Here is a 17,859-nt window from a genome sequence, read left to right as displayed (position 1 = left end):
ATTACCGCCTCTTCTGCCTTGGAGCTGCCTTTTGACCTTTCGGCGGCCTTGGTGCACGCTCCTGCTTACCCTCGGCGGCCTTTAGTAGAGCGCCAACCTCTATTTTACTGAGTTCGCGGACACGACCCTCTTTGAGCGGGCCAAGCTGAATTGGGCCAAATTGGCGGCGAACGAGGCCGACTACCGGATGCCCGACAAAGTCAAACATTCGTCGAACAATTCGGTTTCGCCCTGAGTGCAGGACAATTTCAACCAAGCTCTCTTCGGGCTGAACATCAACAATGTGCGCTTTGTCAGCCTTAATAAAGCCGTCCTCGAGTTCAAAACCGCTCAACAGCTTGTGAATAATCGATGGAGTAACTACTCCCTCAACGCGGGCAACGTATGTCTTGGTCACACCGAACTTGGGGTGCGCTAGTTTGTGTGCCAGGTCGCCATCGTTGGTCATAATGATCAAACCGGTGGTCTCTGAATCCAGACGTCCGACATTGAAAACCCGATCGTAGCCAATCACAAACTGAGTAAGGTCGGGGCGACCGTTTTCGTCTGCCATGGTGCTAACTACTCCGCGCGGCTTGTTCAGCGCCAGGTACACACGCGAGTTGTCCAACTGAATCGGGGTCCCACCCACGGTGACCTTGTCCACCTCAGGGTTGATCCTGGTTCCAAGCTCGGTAACAACCTTGCCGTTTACCTTTACTCGACCCTGGGTAATGAAATCTTCGCAGACCCTACGGGACGCAACGCCCGCAGCAGCCATTACTTTTTGTAGTCTTACGCCCTCAGGCTCGTCATTAAAGTTTGTCATCAAAATCACTATTCGCGTCTGGTAGGTATGGACTGATAAGTGGCATCTCATCGAGAGAGTTGATGCCCAGCACTTCGAGCAAAAGCTCAGTTGTGCCGTAGTGAATCGCACCTGATTCAGAGTCGGTGTACAACTCTGTAATTAGCCCACGGCTCAAAAGGGTTCGGACTACCGAATCTACGTTTACCGCTCGGATGGAGGCTATTTGCCCTCGAGATATCGGTTGCTTATAGGCAATGACAGCGAGAGTTTCCAAAGCGGCTTGGCTCAGTTTGGTCGGATTCTCGTTGGCGATGAACATTTTCACTGCCCAGTCATATTCATGGCGCACGAAGATTCGCCAACCACCACCAACTTCGCGAAGCTCAAAACCTCTCGGGGCTGAGCCGTTGGTGCCATCGTAGTCAAGTTTCAGTGAAGAAATGAGGTCGCGAACCACGTTAACCGGGCATTCAAGCGCGGTAGCGAGAGCAACTACTGTCAGCGGAACATCGGTGACCATCAAAATAGCTTCGACGGCACCTCTAAGGTCATCGCCTTGAGCCGGCACTGCACGTCCATCTGAACTAAGAGTCATAGTCAGCTCCTAAGGTCGCTAGTTGTTCATCATCAAATTTCTCTGCACGCCAGGCAAGCTTCAAGTCGCCCAGGGGTGCATCCTGTTCAAAACTGATCGCTGCAAGACGATAGAGCTCAAGGACGGCCAAAAACCTGGCCACAACCACTGCCCGGTCACGGACTGAACCAATAATTTCGCGGAAGGTGAGAGTCGAGGCTTGACGCAACATTGCAATTACCTCGCTGGCCTGCTCGCGAATACTCACTCGCGGTGCGTGAAGGTGAGTTAACCCAACCGTTGGGATTTCTTTTGGGGTCAAAGTTTCTTGGGCCAGTTTGGCAAACTCCTCCAAAGTCAGACTCCAAACTAACTCTGGTTTTTGCTTGCGGAACCGCTCTTCAATTCTTACGTCTCGAGCAATTCGACTGGACTCCAAGCCCATAGCAGTGCTGAACCAGCTACTGATTTCCTTAAAGGCACGGTATTGAAGCAAGCGGGCAAATAGGAGGTCTCGCGCCTCGAGTAGCGCCACATCTTCGGCATCAACAACCTCACCCTTAGGTAGCAGGCCAGCAATCTTGAGGTCCAGCAAGGTAGCAGCAATTACTAAAAATTCAGAAGCTTGATCGAGTTCCTCAGAGTCGTCTAGCCCCTTAAGGTACGAGATGAATTCGTCGGTGACCCGACTCAACGAAATTTCGGTGATGTCCATCTCATGCTTGGAAATTAGCGAGAGAAGCAGGTCAAAAGGCCCCTCGAAATTTCCGAGGGATACAGCAAAGCCTTTTTCGACTACTTCTGTCGCGTTCTCGCTATGGAGCACAGCCACGAGAAACAAGCTCTCTAGCTACAGTGCGGTAAGAACTTGCCGCTTCTGAATCTGGTGCAAATACAGTGATTGGTGATTGAGCCACCGTGGCATCAGGAAACTTTACGGTTCGATTGATCACACTGCGGAAAACTTTTTCACCGAAGGCATCGTGTAGGCGCTCAAGAACCTCGCGTGAGTGCAGAGTACGCGGATCAAACATAGTCGCCAAGATTCCGTCGAGCTGCAGTGCAGGGTTCAGCCCCTCTTTAACCTTGCTGATGATGTCTTCGAGAATTGCAACACCGCGAAGCGCGAAGAACTCAGTGGCCAATGGAATGATCACACCGTGAGCTGCCGTAAGGGCATTTACCGTGAGCAAACCAAGTGAAGGCTGGCAGTCCACAATGATGACGTCGTAGTCATCGGCCACCTGCTTCAAAATCTTTGCCAGAATTTGCTCGCGGGCAATCTCGTTGACCAACTTCATCTCAGCTGCCGAAAGCTCAATGTTTGCCGGAATCACATCCAGATTCGGAACTTCGGTGTGCTGAATAGCGCTCTTTGCATCGATAGTGCGGTCAAGCATCAAGTCGTAAATTGTGGTTGCATCATGGGCGTTCACGCCAAGTCCCGCTGAAAGAGCACCCTGAGGGTCAAAGTCCACCAAAAGGACCTTGCGGCCATACTCGGCGAGCGCAGCGGACATGTTAATTGATGTTGTGGTCTTTCCAACACCGCCCTTTTGGTTACACATCGCAATGATGCGCGCTGGGCCATGCGAAACGAGGGGCTTAGGTGTCGAAAACCGAGTATCCGTTGGTTTCTTCTTCGCTGCAGCCATGATTTCCTCCCGAAATTCCGCTCTTTGTTGCTCCCCCTAGCCTATCGGTCTCGAAGGACTAATTCCGGGCACGCGGATGCGCAGTGGCGTAAATCTCTCTTAGTCGGTCAACCGTCACCAGTGTGTAAATCTGGGTGGTTGCAACCGATGAATGGCCAAGCAGCTCTTGCACCACACGGACGTCGGCACCACCTTCGAGCAAATGTGTGGCAAATGAATGTCTGAGCGTGTGCGGTGAAACCTCGGCTTCGATCCCAGCCACGGTTGCGGCGTCACTGATTATTTGCCAAACGCTTTGCCGAGACAGGCGGCCACCCCGCTGATTTAGAAATAGCGCTGGACTCCCCCTCCCCTGCACGACCAGTGAAGGGCGAGTGCGAACCAAATACTGCTCAAGGGCTGACTGGGCAAAACGACCGACCGGAACCACTCTCTCCTTCGATCCCTTACCAAAAAGGCGAATCAGGGTCGGATCGAGCAGGTCATCCAAATCAACTCCGGTGATCTCGCTCACTCGAGCGCCAGTCGCGTAAAGAAGTTCGAGGATGGCTCGGTCGCGAATTCGAATTAGGTTGGTCGCCTCGGGTAATGTTTCCTGCGGATCTGGTCCGGCAGCACTTAAGAGCTGTTCGACCTGGGTAACTGAAATGGCCTTGGGCATGTTTCTCGGAAGTTTGGGCGGTTTGACACGAAATGAAACATCATTAGGCACCAAGCCTTCAATGAGCCAAAATCGATGAAGCCCTCGCACGCCCGACAAAACTCTGGCCACTGAGCTTGGCCTAAGACTCAAATTGTTTCCAAGGTGCTCAACGAACGCCTGCACCTGCTGCTCAGTTATCTGCTCTGCTGTCCCTACGTCAAAATTCAACAGAAATTCTCGATACCGGGCCAAATCAGCTGAATACGCTGAAAACGTATTCTTGGCTAGGCCCCGCTCAATCGAAATATGCCTTAGGTAGGCATCGATTTGTTGCGCCAACTTAGTCACTAGCTGAGATGCCCAACTTGTGAGCGAGGGCAAGGATGCCAACAACTGCACTCGGGTTCTTGATTTCTGCAGCAAGAGCACTCGTCAAGGCCTGTTGTAAAGGAACCCATTCCAGCTGCATGTCTCGCTCTTCACCTTCAAGATCGAGGTCATGCCCTTGGAGACGAAGATTCTCGGCCAAGAAAATAGTGATGGTTTCGTCGTTGCCGCCAGGAGTTGTGTGGAACGCCGTTAACTCTTGCCAGGTGGAGGCGATGAACCCAGTCTCTTCCAACAGTTCCCGCTTGGCGGCCTCGAGACTCGATTCGCCGGGAACATCCAAAAGACCCGCCGGAATTTCCCAAAGGTAGGCCCTGACTGGGTGCCGATACTGACGAATCATGAGTACTTCACGATTCTCATTCAAGGCCAAAATAGCCACGGCCCCAGTGTGGGCTACAAACTCACGAACGAGTGGTTCGCCCTGGTAGTCAAACGTCTCACGCACAACGTCCCAGATTTTTCCAGAAAAAACAACCTCGCGTTTGGTTACCCCAAACTCGACGGGTTGATCTTTAGGCATCGTTTACCTCAAAGAGCTGGTTTGACTCCTTGCGGGCAATTGCTGCGAGCACCAGACCCTTGAATAGCGGGTGAGCATTGGTAGGACGTGATCGGAATTCTGGGTGTGCCTGTGTTGCAACGTAGTACGGGTGAACTTCGCGAGGCAACTCTACGAACTCGACGAGGTTATCGTCAGGTGAAGTGCCCGAGAACACTAGGCCAGCCTCAGAGATCTGAGGGCGGTAGTGATTGTTTACCTCGTAGCGGTGGCGGTGACGTTCTTCAACTGAATCGGTGCCGTAAACCTCTGAGACAATCGAGCCAGGCTTCAGCTTTGCGGTGTAAAGACCCAAACGCATTGTGCCACCAAGATCACCTGAGGCAAGAATGTCTACCTGCTCAGCCATAGTTGCGATAACTGGATACTTGGCTTCTGGATCAAACTCTGTAGATGATGCTCCTTCGAGCCCAACCACATTGCGTGCATATTCGATAACCATGCACTGGAGCCCCAAACACAGACCTAGGGTCGGAATCTGGTTTTCACGAGCAAACTTCAAAGCACCTAACTTGCCCTCAATACCTCGAACACCAAATCCACCAGGGACACAGATCGCGTCAAGGCTTGAGAGCGCAGCCTTGGCACCCTCTTCGGTCTCGCATGAGTCTGAAGCAATCCACTTGATGTTCACCTTGGCCATGTTGGCAAAACCACCGGCGCGCAGGGCCTCGGTCACTGATAGATAGGCATCAGGAAGATCAATGTACTTGCCCACCAAACCAATGTTTACTTCGTGCTGCGGGTGGTGAACTGCGTCCAGAACGCCCTGCCAGCGACTCCAATCAACATCTCCAGCTTTACCCTGTAGGCCAAGGCGCTCAATGATGTAGCTGTCCAGTCCTTCGTCGTTGATGACGGTCGGCACGTCGTAGATGCTCGACGCATCGGCAGCGTTAACCACTGCCTGAACATCGATGTCGCACATCAGCGCAATTTTGTTCTTGATCGAGGCCGGTAGCGGGCGGTCGGAACGACAAACAACTGCGTCTGGCTGAATTCCGATAGACCTGAGCGTGGCAACAGAGTGTTGAGTCGGCTTGGTCTTTAGTTCTCCGGATGCTGCCAAGTACGGCACCAAAGAAACGTGAACGTAAAAGACATTGTCGCGGCCGACATCGTGGCGAATCTGTCGCGCAGCCTCGATAAATGGGTGAGATTCGATGTCGCCCACGGTTCCACCGATTTCGGTGATGATTACATCCGGCGCTGGTACATCGTGAGCCTGAAGGCGCATGCGGCGCTTAATCTCGTCGGTGATGTGCGGAATTACCTGAACGGTATCACCGAGGTACTCGCCGCGGCGCTCTCGCGCAATCACAGTTGAGTAGATTTGGCCGGTGGTTACGTTGGCAGATTGACCAAGATTGATGTCTAGGAAGCGCTCATAGTGACCGATGTCTAGATCGGTTTCAGCGCCGTCATCGGTGACAAAAACTTCACCGTGCTGAAAAGGGTTCATGGTACCTGGATCAACATTTAGGTATGGGTCCAGCTTTTGCATTACGACCTTAAGGCCGCGGGCACGAAGCAGGTTGCCTAGACTCGAGGCGGTTAGGCCTTTACCGAGTGAAGATGCAACACCTCCGGTGACGAAAATGTGACGTGTAATACCGGAATCCATAGCTTCTACCATGGAATACCAGCCTACCAAATTGCGAGTTCAAAAAACACGCCCAGACTTACCTGAACAGAGTTATTTAAGATTTTTTGGCTAGTTCGACAAGCTCTTGGGCATGTTGACGCGCCGACTCCGACTCGCTCAAACCCGAAAGCATCCTGGCAAGTTCGCTAACTCTACTTTCACCCTGCAAGGCAACCACGTCACTTGCCGTGTAGCTATCTGTGCTGGTCTTTGAGACCTTGAGGTGAGTGTCAGCGAAGGCTGCAACCTGAGCAAGGTGGGTTACCACAATTACCTGAGCGCGGTTTGCCAAAGCCGAAAGCCGCCGCCCAACCTCGATTGCGGCTGCTCCACCGACACCAGCATCAACCTCATCAAATATGAACGTTGGAGCCGATTCAGTCTTAGCCAGAACGACTTCGATAGCCAACATAATTCTTGACAACTCGCCGCCGCTGGCCCCTTTACCGAGAGGCCGAGGATCGGCGCCGGCATAGGAACTCAAAAGAATTGCAACTGAATCCTTACCGTAAGGGCCATACTCGGCCGGTTGCACCTGGACCACCAACGACGATCCTGGCATTGCCAAAGTTTCCAACTCAAGGGTCACTTGCTCGGCCAGGCGCTCGGCTGCAGCGGATCGAATGTCAGTTATTTCTGCTGCCAGAGTTTCAACCTTGCCTAATTCGTCTGCAATGGCTTTGGCTAGCTCCTCAACGCTGGTAGACCCGGCCTCCAATTCCAGTAAACGGGTAACGCCAGATTTCTCAAGTTCAAGCAATTCTTCAAAAGTGCAACTGTATTTTCGGCAAAGGTTGGAAATCAAGGCTCGGCGGGATTGGACCACCTCGAGGTTCCCCGCTGAATCACCTTCTAAATCGGCGAGATATCCTGATAACCCCGCAGCTAGGTCATTGAGTTGGTAGCCCAGGTTTTTCAGCTGCTCGGCGAACTCTGAAAATTGAGGGTCATGATGGGCTACCTGTTCAAGGGCTTTCCTAGCTTTGCCAAGCAAGCCAATGGCATCTACGTCGTCGCCATGTCCATCTGAAGATATCGCCGAGTGAGCCTCTGCTGCAGCGAGCCTTAATTCTTCGCTAAAGGTTAAGCGGTTTGCGGTTTCCGCCAGCATCGTCTCTTCGCCGGGCTGAAGCGCCGCCTGCTCAAGATCGGCGAGCATCTCGGTAAGTTGCTTAACCTCAGTTTCGCGTACCGCCAAGTTTTGCTCAAGACCGACGAGTTCGGACTCCAAAGATCTCCACTTTCGGTAATGGACTGTATAAAGTTCAGCCAAACTGGCAAGGTCAGGGCCGGCATATTGGTCGAGGGCTTCGCGCTGCGCGACGGCAGACTTGAGTCGAATTTGATCTGATTGACCGTGCACAACAACGAGCTGTTCGCCCAGCTCGCTAAGCAAACTCACCGGTGCGGCACGGCCGGAAGCCGATGCTCGCCCTCTACCCTCCGACGAAACCGAACGGTTGAGGATCAATTCGTCAGAATCTAGATCGATTCCAGCGGCAGCCAATCTTTCAGTAACGGCTCCCGGGTCACTTAGGAGCCATCTTCCTTCAACAATCGCCTGTTGCTCTCCCCTTCGGACGCTAGAAGAGTCTGATCTTTCACCCAGTAGTAATCCCAGAGCGGTGAGGACCATAGTTTTGCCGGCGCCAGTTTCTCCGGTTAGGACGGTCAGCCCAGGACCGAACTCAAGGCGGGCTTCTTCAATGACACCAAGATCACGAATGTAGATTTCTTCAATCACTATTTAGCTCTTAGAACTCGAAACTTCATCAACGCCGCGCCAACCTGCTACAGGAAGCGAGAACTTGTTAACCAATCGGTCTGTAAAACTGCTTTGATGAAGTCGTGCCAACCTTACTGGCTTTGAAGATTTCAAAACCTCAACTCGTGCGCCTGGCGGAAGTTCCCACGTACGACGACCATCGCACCAAAGAACTCCGTGCCCAGAGCTGCGTTGCAGAACCTCCACGGCCACCAAGGCGTCCGGCTTAACTACCAACGGTCGCGCAAAGAGCGCATGAGCGCTTAGCGGAACCACCAGCAGAGCCTCGACCGATGGCCAAACAATTGGTCCGCCTGCCGAAAATGCGTACGCGGTCGAACCGGTCGGGGTGGCGATAACTATGCCATCGCACCCAAAACTTGAAAGAGGATGCTGCTCAACCTCAACCACAACTTCAAGCATTCGCTCTCGAGCGCTCTTTTCAATGGTCGCCTCGTTTAGCGCCCAAGTCCTAAAAACCTCAACACCATCAACAAAGACTCGAACATCCAGGGTCAGGCGTTCTTTGATTAGGTAATCGCGTTTTGCCACGCGGTCGACGGCTTCTGACAACCCGTCGCGTTCACTCTCGGCTAAAAACCCAACGTGCCCAAGATTGATACCCATCAATGGAACAGCGTCTTCGCGAACAATTTCGGCGGCCTTCAGAATTGTGCCATCGCCGCCAAGTACCATGGCGAGCTCTAACTCGCTGGCGTCAACATCGACTCCCAGCTTCAGAATTTGATCTAGAAGACCAGACTCTGGAGAGTGCTTTTGGAAATCAACAAATTCCTGTTCGGTCATTACCGGGGTAATGCCGGCGGTGATCAGCTGCTGAACAGTCTCGCGAGCAGCGGAGATTGCCTCATCGCGGCGGGTGTGCGACACCACTAGAACATGTCGACGTGCCGTCATTTATTCTCCCTAGCGATGGTTTCAATTCTTTCAGTCCATTTTGACCGATTTACCGGCTCTTTTGAACTAATCCACAGCAGGTATTCGACATTCCCGTGCGTGCCTGGAAGCTCAGACTTTTCTAAGCCTCGGATACCTAAACCGAGCGAGTGTGCCTCGTCAACGACCTGTTTAATGGCGCCGGCACGCAGACGGTGGTCGGTGACCAGGCCATGTGCGCTGAGAGATTGCTTACCTACCTCAAACTGAGGTTTGATCAGCAAGACAATGTCAGCCGCTGGGGCTGTCTCTGAAATTTGCCTAAGCACCAGAGTTAGAGAGATAAACGATAGGTCTCCGACCACGACATCGATCGAAATTTCTGATTTTGCCTTACCGGCACGCAGAGCCAGCTCTGAAGTTGAAAGTTCACGGGCATTGAACCCCTCGATGCTGATGACTCTAGGGTTCTCTGCAAGTTCTGGGACCATTTGATCGTGACCAACGTCAATCGCATAAACCAAGCCTGCGCCCCGGCGGAGTAGGACATCAGTGAAACCACCGGTCGATGCTCCAACATCCAACGCCGTTTTGCCGACTAGGTCAAGATCAGCAAATTTATCCAAGGCATTAGCTAATTTGTGACCCGCTCTACTGACATAGTCCACTGCCTCTAGAACCAAAATTTTGTCAGTTTCAAGAACGCTCTGAGAGGCTTTCCTGGCCGCTTTTCCATTAATCAAGACACGGTTTGACTCAACTAGCGTTGCCGCCTGGTTTCGTGATCGAGCCAAGCCACGCTCAACAAGAGTTACGTCAATTCGCACTAGTTGACCGATGTTTTCGAAGCAGAATTCAGTTCGTTCTCAAGGAGATCCCGCAAAGCAGAAAATCCGACCGGCTGCTCTTCAAGCGGCAGATCTGTTATTTGACTAACCTGCTCAGAAACCTGTGAAACTAAATCTTCAGACATACCCTAAGCCTATTCGTATAGCGCAGGCTCAACATCCAGCCCATAGATAGGAACCTCTGAAGAGTAAATCACTGAGCAAGCGGCGCGCAAGGCGCCCAAACTCTTCGGATCACCGTGGGTAACCAAAACCTTGTTGCCCAAAAGTTCAACCTCTGCATCACGGCAAGCAAAACCGCGCTTGGTCTTTTTAGGGGAATCGTAGTCAGTCAAAAGCTCAGTCAAGGAACCGACAATGTAGGTCGGGCGACCCTCTTTGTTGATTCCTAGTACCTCTTTCCGGGTACTTACGCCCGTTAGAACCAATACCGAGTCAATGCCGGCACGATTTGCACCAACAATGTCAGTATCAATACGGTCACCGATGAAAATTGGTCGCTGAGCATTGAAGTGACGCACAGCAGTGTTGTAAATCGCTGGCTCAGGCTTACCGGCAACCAATGGCAACTGCCCCACGACAGTATGTACCGCTGAGACCAAAGTTCCGTTGCCAGGAGCCAATCCCTTTTCTTGAGGAAGCGTCCAGTCTGAGTTGGTAGCCACCCACTTTGCACCCTTTTGAATTGCAAAAGCGGCTTCGGCAAGGTGACGCCACGAGACATCTGGCGCAAATCCTTGAACCACCGCAGCCGGCTGTGCATCCGAGTCAGCGACCAATTCAAAACCACCCTCAAGTACACGAGCTCGAAGTCCCTCGCCTCCGACAACCAAAACCTTTGATTTTGGTGCAATGAGAGTTTCCAACAATTCGACGGCAGTTTTACCTGACCCGATGATGTCATCGGGTGAACAAGAAATGCCAAAACCTGCAAGCTGATCCGCGATCACCTCAGGTCGTCGAGATGAGTTGTTAGTTACGTAACCGACTGGAATTCCAAGATCAGCGATGGCCTGCAAAGAACTCGGAGCCCCCGCAATCGCATGGGTACCCTCGAAAACCACACCGTCAAGGTCCGACAAAACTACGTCGTATTGACCCCAAATCTTAGCGGCCACGGGCACCACCAGGACGCCCGCCACCGAAACCACCCTTGCCTCGCGAATCCCCTTGACCACGATTACTTCCGGAGCCGAAACCACCTGATTTCCTGCCCGAATCTGGCCCGAAGCTACGTGGTTGACGATCGGAATCACGAGAGAAACTGCGGGTTTGACGTTCATCGTCACGACGCGGGTTTCTAGGCTCAAAGTTTCGCGGGCGATCGCTGTCGTTTGATGGTTCCCATGGCTTGCGCTCAGACAATACAGGAATCTCGATCTCCTCAAGCACCTGAAAAACCTCATCCTCAGGGCCAGGGTTACCGGCAAGGGCCAATTCGGCCCTGTCTGCTAGATCAAACCAGCGCTTAGCTTCTTCGTTTCGACCTAGTATCTCAAGGGTGTCAGCATAAGCTCTGAACAACGGAGGTGAGTAGTCAAAGACCTTCGCCGGATTTAGCTCAGGAATCTGCAATTCAGCAAGTGCTAGTTCATTTTCATTCTGATCCAAGCGAGCACCAGAGAGCGCGATTGCTAGGTTAACTCGCACGCTAACCGGAAGGCTGTTCCGATCAACGGACCTGCCAACCTCAAGAGCACGCTCAGGCCTACCGAGACCGCGTTCGCAATCGACAATGATCGGAAGCTGGTCATTAGAACCTGAAATTCTTCGGTGAGTCAAAAGCTCACGAAGACCAAGCGCGTAGTCACCAACTGTGTAGGCGGTAACGCCAACAACCTCGCGGACCATAGCAATTCGACCGGCACGCTCAGCCGCAGCCAAGGCATGACGGTGCGCGAGATCAGGGTCCTGCTCGATTAGCAAGCCAACCATAGCCAGGTGACGTGCAACTTTCTCAGCATTTTCTGGTGTGAGGGTCTTCAACTGAACACGTAGCCCCAGTTCGAGGTCCTTTTCAGTTATTTCATCAGGAATCGGAGGAGACTTTGGCTTGTCTGGGTTGAACGGGCGTGCAACGCGATTCTGCCAGTCTGGACGAGATTCGGCACCACCACTTGTCCGCTCAGCACGACCTGAAGGTGCATCTTGGCGCTTGTCATAGCCGCCACGACCGCTTCCAGTGCCCGAGCTACGCTCACCATTGTTGTCAATACGACGCGGACGACCATTTTCAGGGCGCTTTCCGAACTCGCGATCGTTCATATGACTCTCCTCAGTATTGATATATGCATGTTAAACGAAAATGGCCACCTCGAAAGGTGGCCATTTTCTTAAATTAAGTCCGGCGGTGTCCTACTCTCCCACAAGGTCACCCTTGCAGTACCATCGGCGCTGGAGGTCTTAGCTTCTGGGTTCGGAATGTAACCAGGCGTTTCCCCTCCGCTATGGCCGCCGAAACACTATTGAAATAGGTTTCTTCGACACACGAAAGTGTGTTTTGGTTCCCATACTTCGGGAACCACATAGTGGACGCAAGCAAAAAATGTTATCAAGTTATCGACTTATTAGTACTGGTCAGCTCCATGGGTCTTTAGTCCCCACTTCCACATCCAGCCTATCAACGCAGTAGTCTAGCTGCGAGTCTCTCGGTATACACCATGGAATTCTCATCTTGAAGCAAGCTTCCCGCTTAGATGCTTTCAGCGGTTATCTTTCCCGAACGTAGCTAATCAGCGGTGCTCCTGGCGGAACAACTGACACACCAGAGGTTCGTCCATCCCGGTCCTCTCGTACTAGGGATAGCTCTTCTCAAAATTCCTGCGCGCGCAGAGGATAGAGACCGAACTGTCTCACGACGTTCTAAACCCAGCTCGCGTGCCGCTTTAATGGGCGAACAGCCCAACCCTTGGGACCTACTCCAGCCCCAGGATGCGACGAGCCGACATCGAGGTGCCAAACCATGCCGTCGATATGGACTCTTGGGCAAGATCAGCCTGTTATCCCCGAGGTACCTTTTATCCGTTGAGCGACAGCGCTTCCACAAGCCACTGCCGGATCACTAGTCCCGACTTTCGTCCCTGCTCGACTTGTCAGTCTCACAGTCAAGCTCCCTTGTGCACTTACACTCGACACCTGATTACCAACCAGGTTGAGGGAACCTTTGGGCGCCTCCGTTACTTTTTAGGAGGCAACCGCCCCAGTTAAACTACCCATCAGGCACTGTCCCAGAACCGGATCACGGTTCGTGGTTAGATATCCAGAGTTAGCAGAGTGGTATTTCAACAACGACTCCACCTGAACTAGCGTCCAAGCTTCAAAGTCTCCCACCTATCCTACACAACTAACGCCGAACACCAATACCAAACTATAGTAAAGGTCACGGGGTCTTTTCGTCCTTCTGCGCGTAACGAGCATCTTTACTCGTAATGCAATTTCGCCGAGTTCACGGTTGAGACAGCTTGGAAGTCGTTACGCCATTCGTGCAGGTCGGAACTTACCCGACAAGGAATTTCGCTACCTTAGGATGGTTATAGTTACCACCGCCGTTTACTGGGGCTTAAATTCTCAGCTTCGCTTACGCTAACCGTTCCTCTTAACCTTCCAGCACCGGGCAGGCGTCAGTCCGTATACATCGTTTTGCAACTTCGCACGGACCTGTGTTTTTAGTAAACAGTCGCTTCCAACTGGTCTCTGCGGCCATACATCGCTTCGAAAGTAAATTTCTACACGACTCTGGCCCCCCTTCTCCCGAAGTTACGGGGGCATTTTGCCGAGTTCCTTAACCGTGATTCTCTCGATATCCTTAGTATTCTCTACCTGACCACCTGAGTCGGTTTGGGGTACGGGCAGCTAGAACCTCACGTCGATGCTTTTCTTGGCAGCATAGGATCACCCACTTCGACCTTGCGGTCTCATCATCAGATCTCAGGCTATGTGAGTCACGGATTTGCCTATGACTCGCCCTACATCCTTAAACGGGGACAACCATCGCCCCGCGGAGGCTACCTTCCTGCGTCACACCTGTTAATACGTTAACCGCACAAGCATAGGGTCGTGTTATTCACCGTAGAATCTGCCCGAAGGCTTCAACTACAGCTTCAAAGACTTAGCATTACTTGATTAGTTTGGGCGGTTCTTCGCCGGTACGGGAATGTCAACCCGTTGTCCATCGACTACGCCTGTCGGCCTCGCCTTAGGTCCCGACTTACCCAGGGCGGATTAACCTGGCCCTGGAACCCTTGGTCTTTCGGACGGCGGGTTTCTCACCCGCCTTTCGCTACTCATGCCTGAATTCTCACTCGTGTGGCATCCACGGCTGGATTACTCCGCCGCTTCGCTCGCCACACGACGCTCTCCTACCCATCTGTACGCCTGGACCTTACGGCCTGGCAATGGTACAAATGCTACAACTTCGGTGGTGTGCTTGAGCCCCGTTACATTGTCGGCGCGGAATCACTTGACCAGTGAGCTATTACGCACTCTTTCAAGGGTGGCTGCTTCTAAGCCAACCTCCTGGTTGTCTGTGCAACTCCACATCCTTTTCCACTTAGCACACGCTTTGGGACCTTAGTTGGTAGTCTGGGTTGTTTCCCTCTCGACTATGAAGCTTATCCCCCACAGTCTCACTGCTGCGCTCTCACTTATTGGCATTCGGAGTTTGGCTTACGTCAGTAACCTTGTAGGGCCCATCGGCAATCCAGTAGCTCTACCTCCAATAAGAAACACGCAACGCTGCACCTAAATGCATTTCGGAGAGAACCAGCTATCACGAAGTTTGATTGGCCTTTCACCCCTACCCACAGCTCATCCCCTCCATTTTCAACTGAAGTGGGTTCGGTCCTCCACGACGTCTTACCGTCGCTTCAACCTGGCCATGGGTAGATCACTTCGCTTCGGGTCTAGGACATGCGACTCATTCGCGCTATTCACACTCGCTTTCGCTACGGCTACCCCACACGGGTTAACCTCGCCACATATCGCTAACTCTCAGGCTCATTCTTCAAAAGGCACGCTGTCACCAGAACAAGCTGGCTCCAACGGTTTGTAAGCATACGGTTTCAGGTACTATTTCACTCCGCTCCCGCGGTACTTTTCACCTTTCCCTCACGGTACTTGTCCGCTATCGGTCATTAGGTAGTATTTAGGCTTATGAGGTGGTCCTCACAGATTCGCTCAGAATTTCACGGGTTCCGAACTACTTGGGATCCTTCTCCAGCGTCCACAACGTTTCGTCTACGGGGTTGGCACCCTCTATGACTGGCCTTTCAAGACCATTCGACTACATTGCTTTCTACTGTTGCTGGTCGGCAGACCAACTGAAAAGTCCCGCAACCCCGATCATGCAACGCCTGCCGGCTATCACACATGATCGGTTTGGCCTCTTCCGCTTTCGCTCGCCACTACTAACGGAATCACTTTTGTTTTCTCTTCCTGTGGGTACTGAGATGTTTCACTTCCCCACGTTCCCTTTACCTGCCCTATATATTCAGGCAGGAATAACTGGATCGAGTCCAGCTGGGTTTCCCCATTCGGAGATCCTCGGATCAAAGTCTGTTTATCGACTCCCCGAGGCTTATCGCAGATTACTACGTCCTTCTTCGGCTCCTAATGCCAAGGCATCCACCGTATGCTCTTAAGAACTTGATATCAAAGAGATCACTGAACATAATTCAGAGATCGTTAAATCTTATTTTTAAGATGCTCGCGTCCACTATGTAGTTCTCAAAGTACGGTCGGTACCACTCCAGAGACTAGGCCTGCCGCATAAGCGGTGGTTCACTAGCTTGTGTGGTCCAGTCCGTCACATTTCCGAAGAAATGTATCGGTCTTGAAGGTCGGTTACCCGGTCCTTCAGGACCCAACAGCGTGCAAAAGTAGTTTTCATCAGGACTCGTTCCAGGTCACAAGGACCGTACTAGAGCAGCTGATTACGGCTGCTTACAATTCGATATTCCACCCGTGAGCTACCCTGCTAGAAACGTTTGTTCTAGATCAGGATCTCTATGAGAAACCTAAGTTTCTCGAGATGCTCCTTAGAAAGGAGGTGATCCAGCCGCACCTTCCGGTACGGCTACCTTGTTACGACTTAGTCCCAATCACCGATCCCACCTTCGACGGCTCCTTCCTTACGGTTAGGCCACCGGCTTCGGGTGTTACCGACTTTCGTGACTTGACGGGCGGTGTGTACAAGGCCCGGGAACGTATTCACCGTAGCGTTGCTGATCTACGATTACTAGCGACTCCGACTTCATGGGGTCGAGTTGCAGACCCCAATCCGAACTGAGACCGGCTTTATGGGATTCGCTCCACCTTGCGGTATTGCAGCCCTTTGTACCGGCCATTGTAGCATGCGTGAAGCCCAAGACATAAGGGGCATGATGATTTGACGTCATCCCCACCTTCCTCCGAGTTGACCCCGGCAGTCTCCCATGAGTTCCCACCATTACGTGCTGGCAACATAGGACGAGGGTTGCGCTCGTTGCGGGACTTAACCCAACATCTCACGACACGAGCTGACGACAACCATGCACCACCTGTATAGAGACCTTGCGGGGAGCGTATTTCTACGCTTTTCCTCTATATGTCAAGTCTTGGTAAGGTTCTTCGCGTTGCATCGAATTAATCCGCATGCTCCGCCGCTTGTGCGGGCCCCCGTCAATTCCTTTGAGTTTTAGTCTTGCGACCGTACTCCCCAGGCGGGGTGCTTAATGTGTTAACTTCGTCACGGATTCCGTGGAATGGAACCCACAACTAGCACCCACCGTTTACGGCGTGGACTACCAGGGTATCTAATCCTGTTCGCTCCCCACGCTTTCGCTCCTCAGCGTCAGTTACGGCCCAGAGATGTGCCTTCGCCATCGGTGTTCCTCCTGATATCTGCGCATTCCACCGCTACACCAGGAATTCCCATCTCCCCTACCGCACTCTAGTTTGCCCGTACCCACTGCAGGTCCGAGGTTGAGCCTCGGATTTTCACAGCAGACGCGACAAACCGCCTACGAGCTCTTTACGCCCAATAATTCCGGACAACGCTTGCACCCTACGTATTACCGCGGCTGCTGGCACGTAGTTAGCCGGTGCTTTTTCTGCAGGTACCGTCACTTTCGCTTCTTCCCTGCTAAAAGAGGTTTACAACCCGAAGGCCTTCATCCCTCACGCGGCGTTGCTGCATCAGGCTTTCGCCCATTGTGCAATATTCCCCACTGCTGCCTCCCGTAGGAGTCTGGACCGTGTCTCAGTTCCAGTGTGGCCGGTCACCCTCTCAGGCCGGCTACCCGTCGTCGCCTTGGTGAGCCATTACCTCACCAACTAGCTGATAGGCCGCGAGCTCATCCTTGACCGAAATTCTTTCCAGACTGAAAGATGCCTCTCAGTCTCGTATCCGGTATTAGCTACAGTTTCCCGCAGTTATCCCAGAGTCAAGGGCAGATTGCTCACGTGTTACTCACCCGTTCGCCACTAATCCACCGGAGCAAGCTCCAGCTTCATCGTTCGACTTGCATGTGTTAAGCACGCCGCCAGCGTTCGTCCTGAGCCAGGATCAAACTCTCCGTAAAAGTTTTTTAGGTGACGAGCAAGCTCACCACCAAATTTTTACTTCAGCCCCGGAAAATGGGGCCTTTAGCTTGATCTGACTAAATAGATTGTCTGACAATCTGTCTAATCCAATATTTTCTCTGCTTATCTAGCAAGCTAGATAACCAAGAGGTTCTTGGTATCGACATTGTGCACGCTGTTGAGTTCTCAAGGATCGGATGCTCCTGGGAGTTTGTATCTCTACTTGCCTCCAGGGCAACTTCTCTAACTTACCATGTTTCGTCTACTTGTCAAATCTGACACGCCGACTACTTTTCTTGGAAGTCATAATCATAAACACAAAAACAAAAGCCTGCAAGAGGCTTTTTGACCTGGTTTAGGATTTGTTGCTCTTGATCCGGGGTTCTTATCAGAACTTCCTCGGCGTTTCGGCAACAGGTAAAACATTACGGGTAGGTAACGGCAATGTCAAATCCAAGTGCACATTTAGTTTCGACGGTCCTACATCCCAGTGTTTATAAGGGTTCTGGTATTTGCCAACTGGCCGGTTTTTG

General features: G+C 52.3%; 13 protein-coding genes and 3 rRNA genes. All 16 read right to left on the bottom strand.

What is annotated here, in order from left to right; translation table 11 throughout:
• Nucleotide 1: 1 nt before the first annotated feature.
• A complete protein-coding gene (locus FFA38_RS02415; protein ID WP_138315419.1) occupies nucleotides 2-808 on the bottom strand; it encodes a pseudouridine synthase in 807 nt (268 codons plus the stop codon).
• Complete coding sequence (gene scpB / locus FFA38_RS02410; RefSeq protein WP_138315418.1) at nucleotides 795-1,385, bottom strand: SMC-Scp complex subunit ScpB; 591 nt, start codon at nucleotides 1,383-1,385, stop codon at nucleotides 795-797. Before scpB ends, FFA38_RS02415 begins: the two co-directional genes overlap by 14 nt.
• On the bottom strand, nucleotides 1,375-2,196 hold the full coding sequence (locus FFA38_RS02405; protein ID WP_246030972.1) for a segregation and condensation protein A: 822 nt from the start codon (nucleotides 2,194-2,196) through the stop codon (nucleotides 1,375-1,377). The genes scpB and FFA38_RS02405 overlap by 11 nt, the downstream gene beginning before the upstream one ends.
• Nucleotides 2,180-3,019 carry a ParA family protein gene (locus tag FFA38_RS02400; RefSeq protein ID WP_138275222.1) on the bottom strand — a complete coding sequence of 280 codons (840 nt, stop codon included), beginning with the start codon at nucleotides 3,017-3,019 and terminating at the stop codon, nucleotides 2,180-2,182. Before FFA38_RS02400 ends, FFA38_RS02405 begins: the two co-directional genes overlap by 17 nt.
• A 58-nt stretch (nucleotides 3,020-3,077) precedes the next feature.
• On the bottom strand, nucleotides 3,078-4,010 hold the full coding sequence (xerD, locus tag FFA38_RS02395; RefSeq protein ID WP_138315417.1) for a site-specific tyrosine recombinase XerD: 933 nt from the start codon (nucleotides 4,008-4,010) through the stop codon (nucleotides 3,078-3,080).
• Complete coding sequence (locus FFA38_RS02390) at nucleotides 4,003-4,572, bottom strand: NUDIX domain-containing protein (RefSeq protein WP_138315416.1); 570 nt, start codon at nucleotides 4,570-4,572, stop codon at nucleotides 4,003-4,005. The genes xerD and FFA38_RS02390 overlap by 8 nt, the downstream gene beginning before the upstream one ends.
• Nucleotides 4,565-6,247 carry a CTP synthase gene (locus FFA38_RS02385; protein ID WP_138315415.1) on the bottom strand — a complete coding sequence of 561 codons (1,683 nt, stop codon included), beginning with the start codon at nucleotides 6,245-6,247 and terminating at the stop codon, nucleotides 4,565-4,567. The genes FFA38_RS02390 and FFA38_RS02385 overlap by 8 nt, the downstream gene beginning before the upstream one ends.
• 64 nt (nucleotides 6,248-6,311) lie before the next feature.
• Complete coding sequence (gene recN / locus FFA38_RS02380) at nucleotides 6,312-8,000, bottom strand: DNA repair protein RecN (RefSeq protein WP_138315414.1); 1,689 nt, start codon at nucleotides 7,998-8,000, stop codon at nucleotides 6,312-6,314.
• Nucleotides 8,001-8,003: 3 nt separating this feature from the next.
• The gene (locus FFA38_RS02375; protein ID WP_138315413.1) at nucleotides 8,004-8,939 is read right to left on the bottom strand and encodes an NAD kinase; all 936 of its coding nucleotides are present in this window, start codon (nucleotides 8,937-8,939) and stop codon (nucleotides 8,004-8,006) included.
• The gene (locus tag FFA38_RS02370; RefSeq protein ID WP_216641751.1) at nucleotides 8,936-9,745 is read right to left on the bottom strand and encodes a TlyA family RNA methyltransferase; all 810 of its coding nucleotides are present in this window, start codon (nucleotides 9,743-9,745) and stop codon (nucleotides 8,936-8,938) included. The genes FFA38_RS02375 and FFA38_RS02370 overlap by 4 nt, the downstream gene beginning before the upstream one ends.
• Nucleotides 9,745-9,891: a hypothetical protein gene (locus tag FFA38_RS06885; protein WP_172955986.1), complete on the bottom strand. Its 147-nt coding sequence runs from the start codon at nucleotides 9,889-9,891 to the stop codon at nucleotides 9,745-9,747. Before FFA38_RS06885 ends, FFA38_RS02370 begins: the two co-directional genes overlap by 1 nt.
• Nucleotides 9,892-9,900: 9 nt before the next feature.
• Nucleotides 9,901-10,884 (bottom strand): HAD-IIA family hydrolase, encoded by a 984-nt coding sequence (locus tag FFA38_RS02365; protein ID WP_253786189.1) that lies wholly within the window; start codon nucleotides 10,882-10,884, stop codon nucleotides 9,901-9,903.
• Complete coding sequence (locus FFA38_RS06930; protein WP_216641473.1) at nucleotides 10,874-12,031, bottom strand: hypothetical protein; 1,158 nt, start codon at nucleotides 12,029-12,031, stop codon at nucleotides 10,874-10,876. The genes FFA38_RS02365 and FFA38_RS06930 overlap by 11 nt, the downstream gene beginning before the upstream one ends.
• Before the next feature lie 77 nt (nucleotides 12,032-12,108).
• Nucleotides 12,109-12,225 (bottom strand): 5S ribosomal RNA (gene rrf, locus FFA38_RS02360).
• An 88-nt stretch (nucleotides 12,226-12,313) separates the two neighbouring features.
• A 23S ribosomal RNA gene (locus FFA38_RS02355) occupies nucleotides 12,314-15,415 on the bottom strand.
• 390 nt (nucleotides 15,416-15,805) lie between these two features.
• Nucleotides 15,806-17,325: ribosomal RNA gene (locus tag FFA38_RS02350) — 16S ribosomal RNA — on the bottom strand.
• Together the 16S, 23S and 5S rRNA genes form the textbook arrangement of a ribosomal RNA operon.
• Between the last annotated feature and the right edge of the window lie 534 nt (nucleotides 17,326-17,859).

The organism is Rhodoluna limnophila, assembly GCF_005845365.1.
GTDB lineage: Bacteria > Actinomycetota > Actinomycetes > Actinomycetales > Microbacteriaceae > Rhodoluna > Rhodoluna limnophila.
This window is presented reverse-complemented; position numbering and strand designations above follow the sequence as displayed.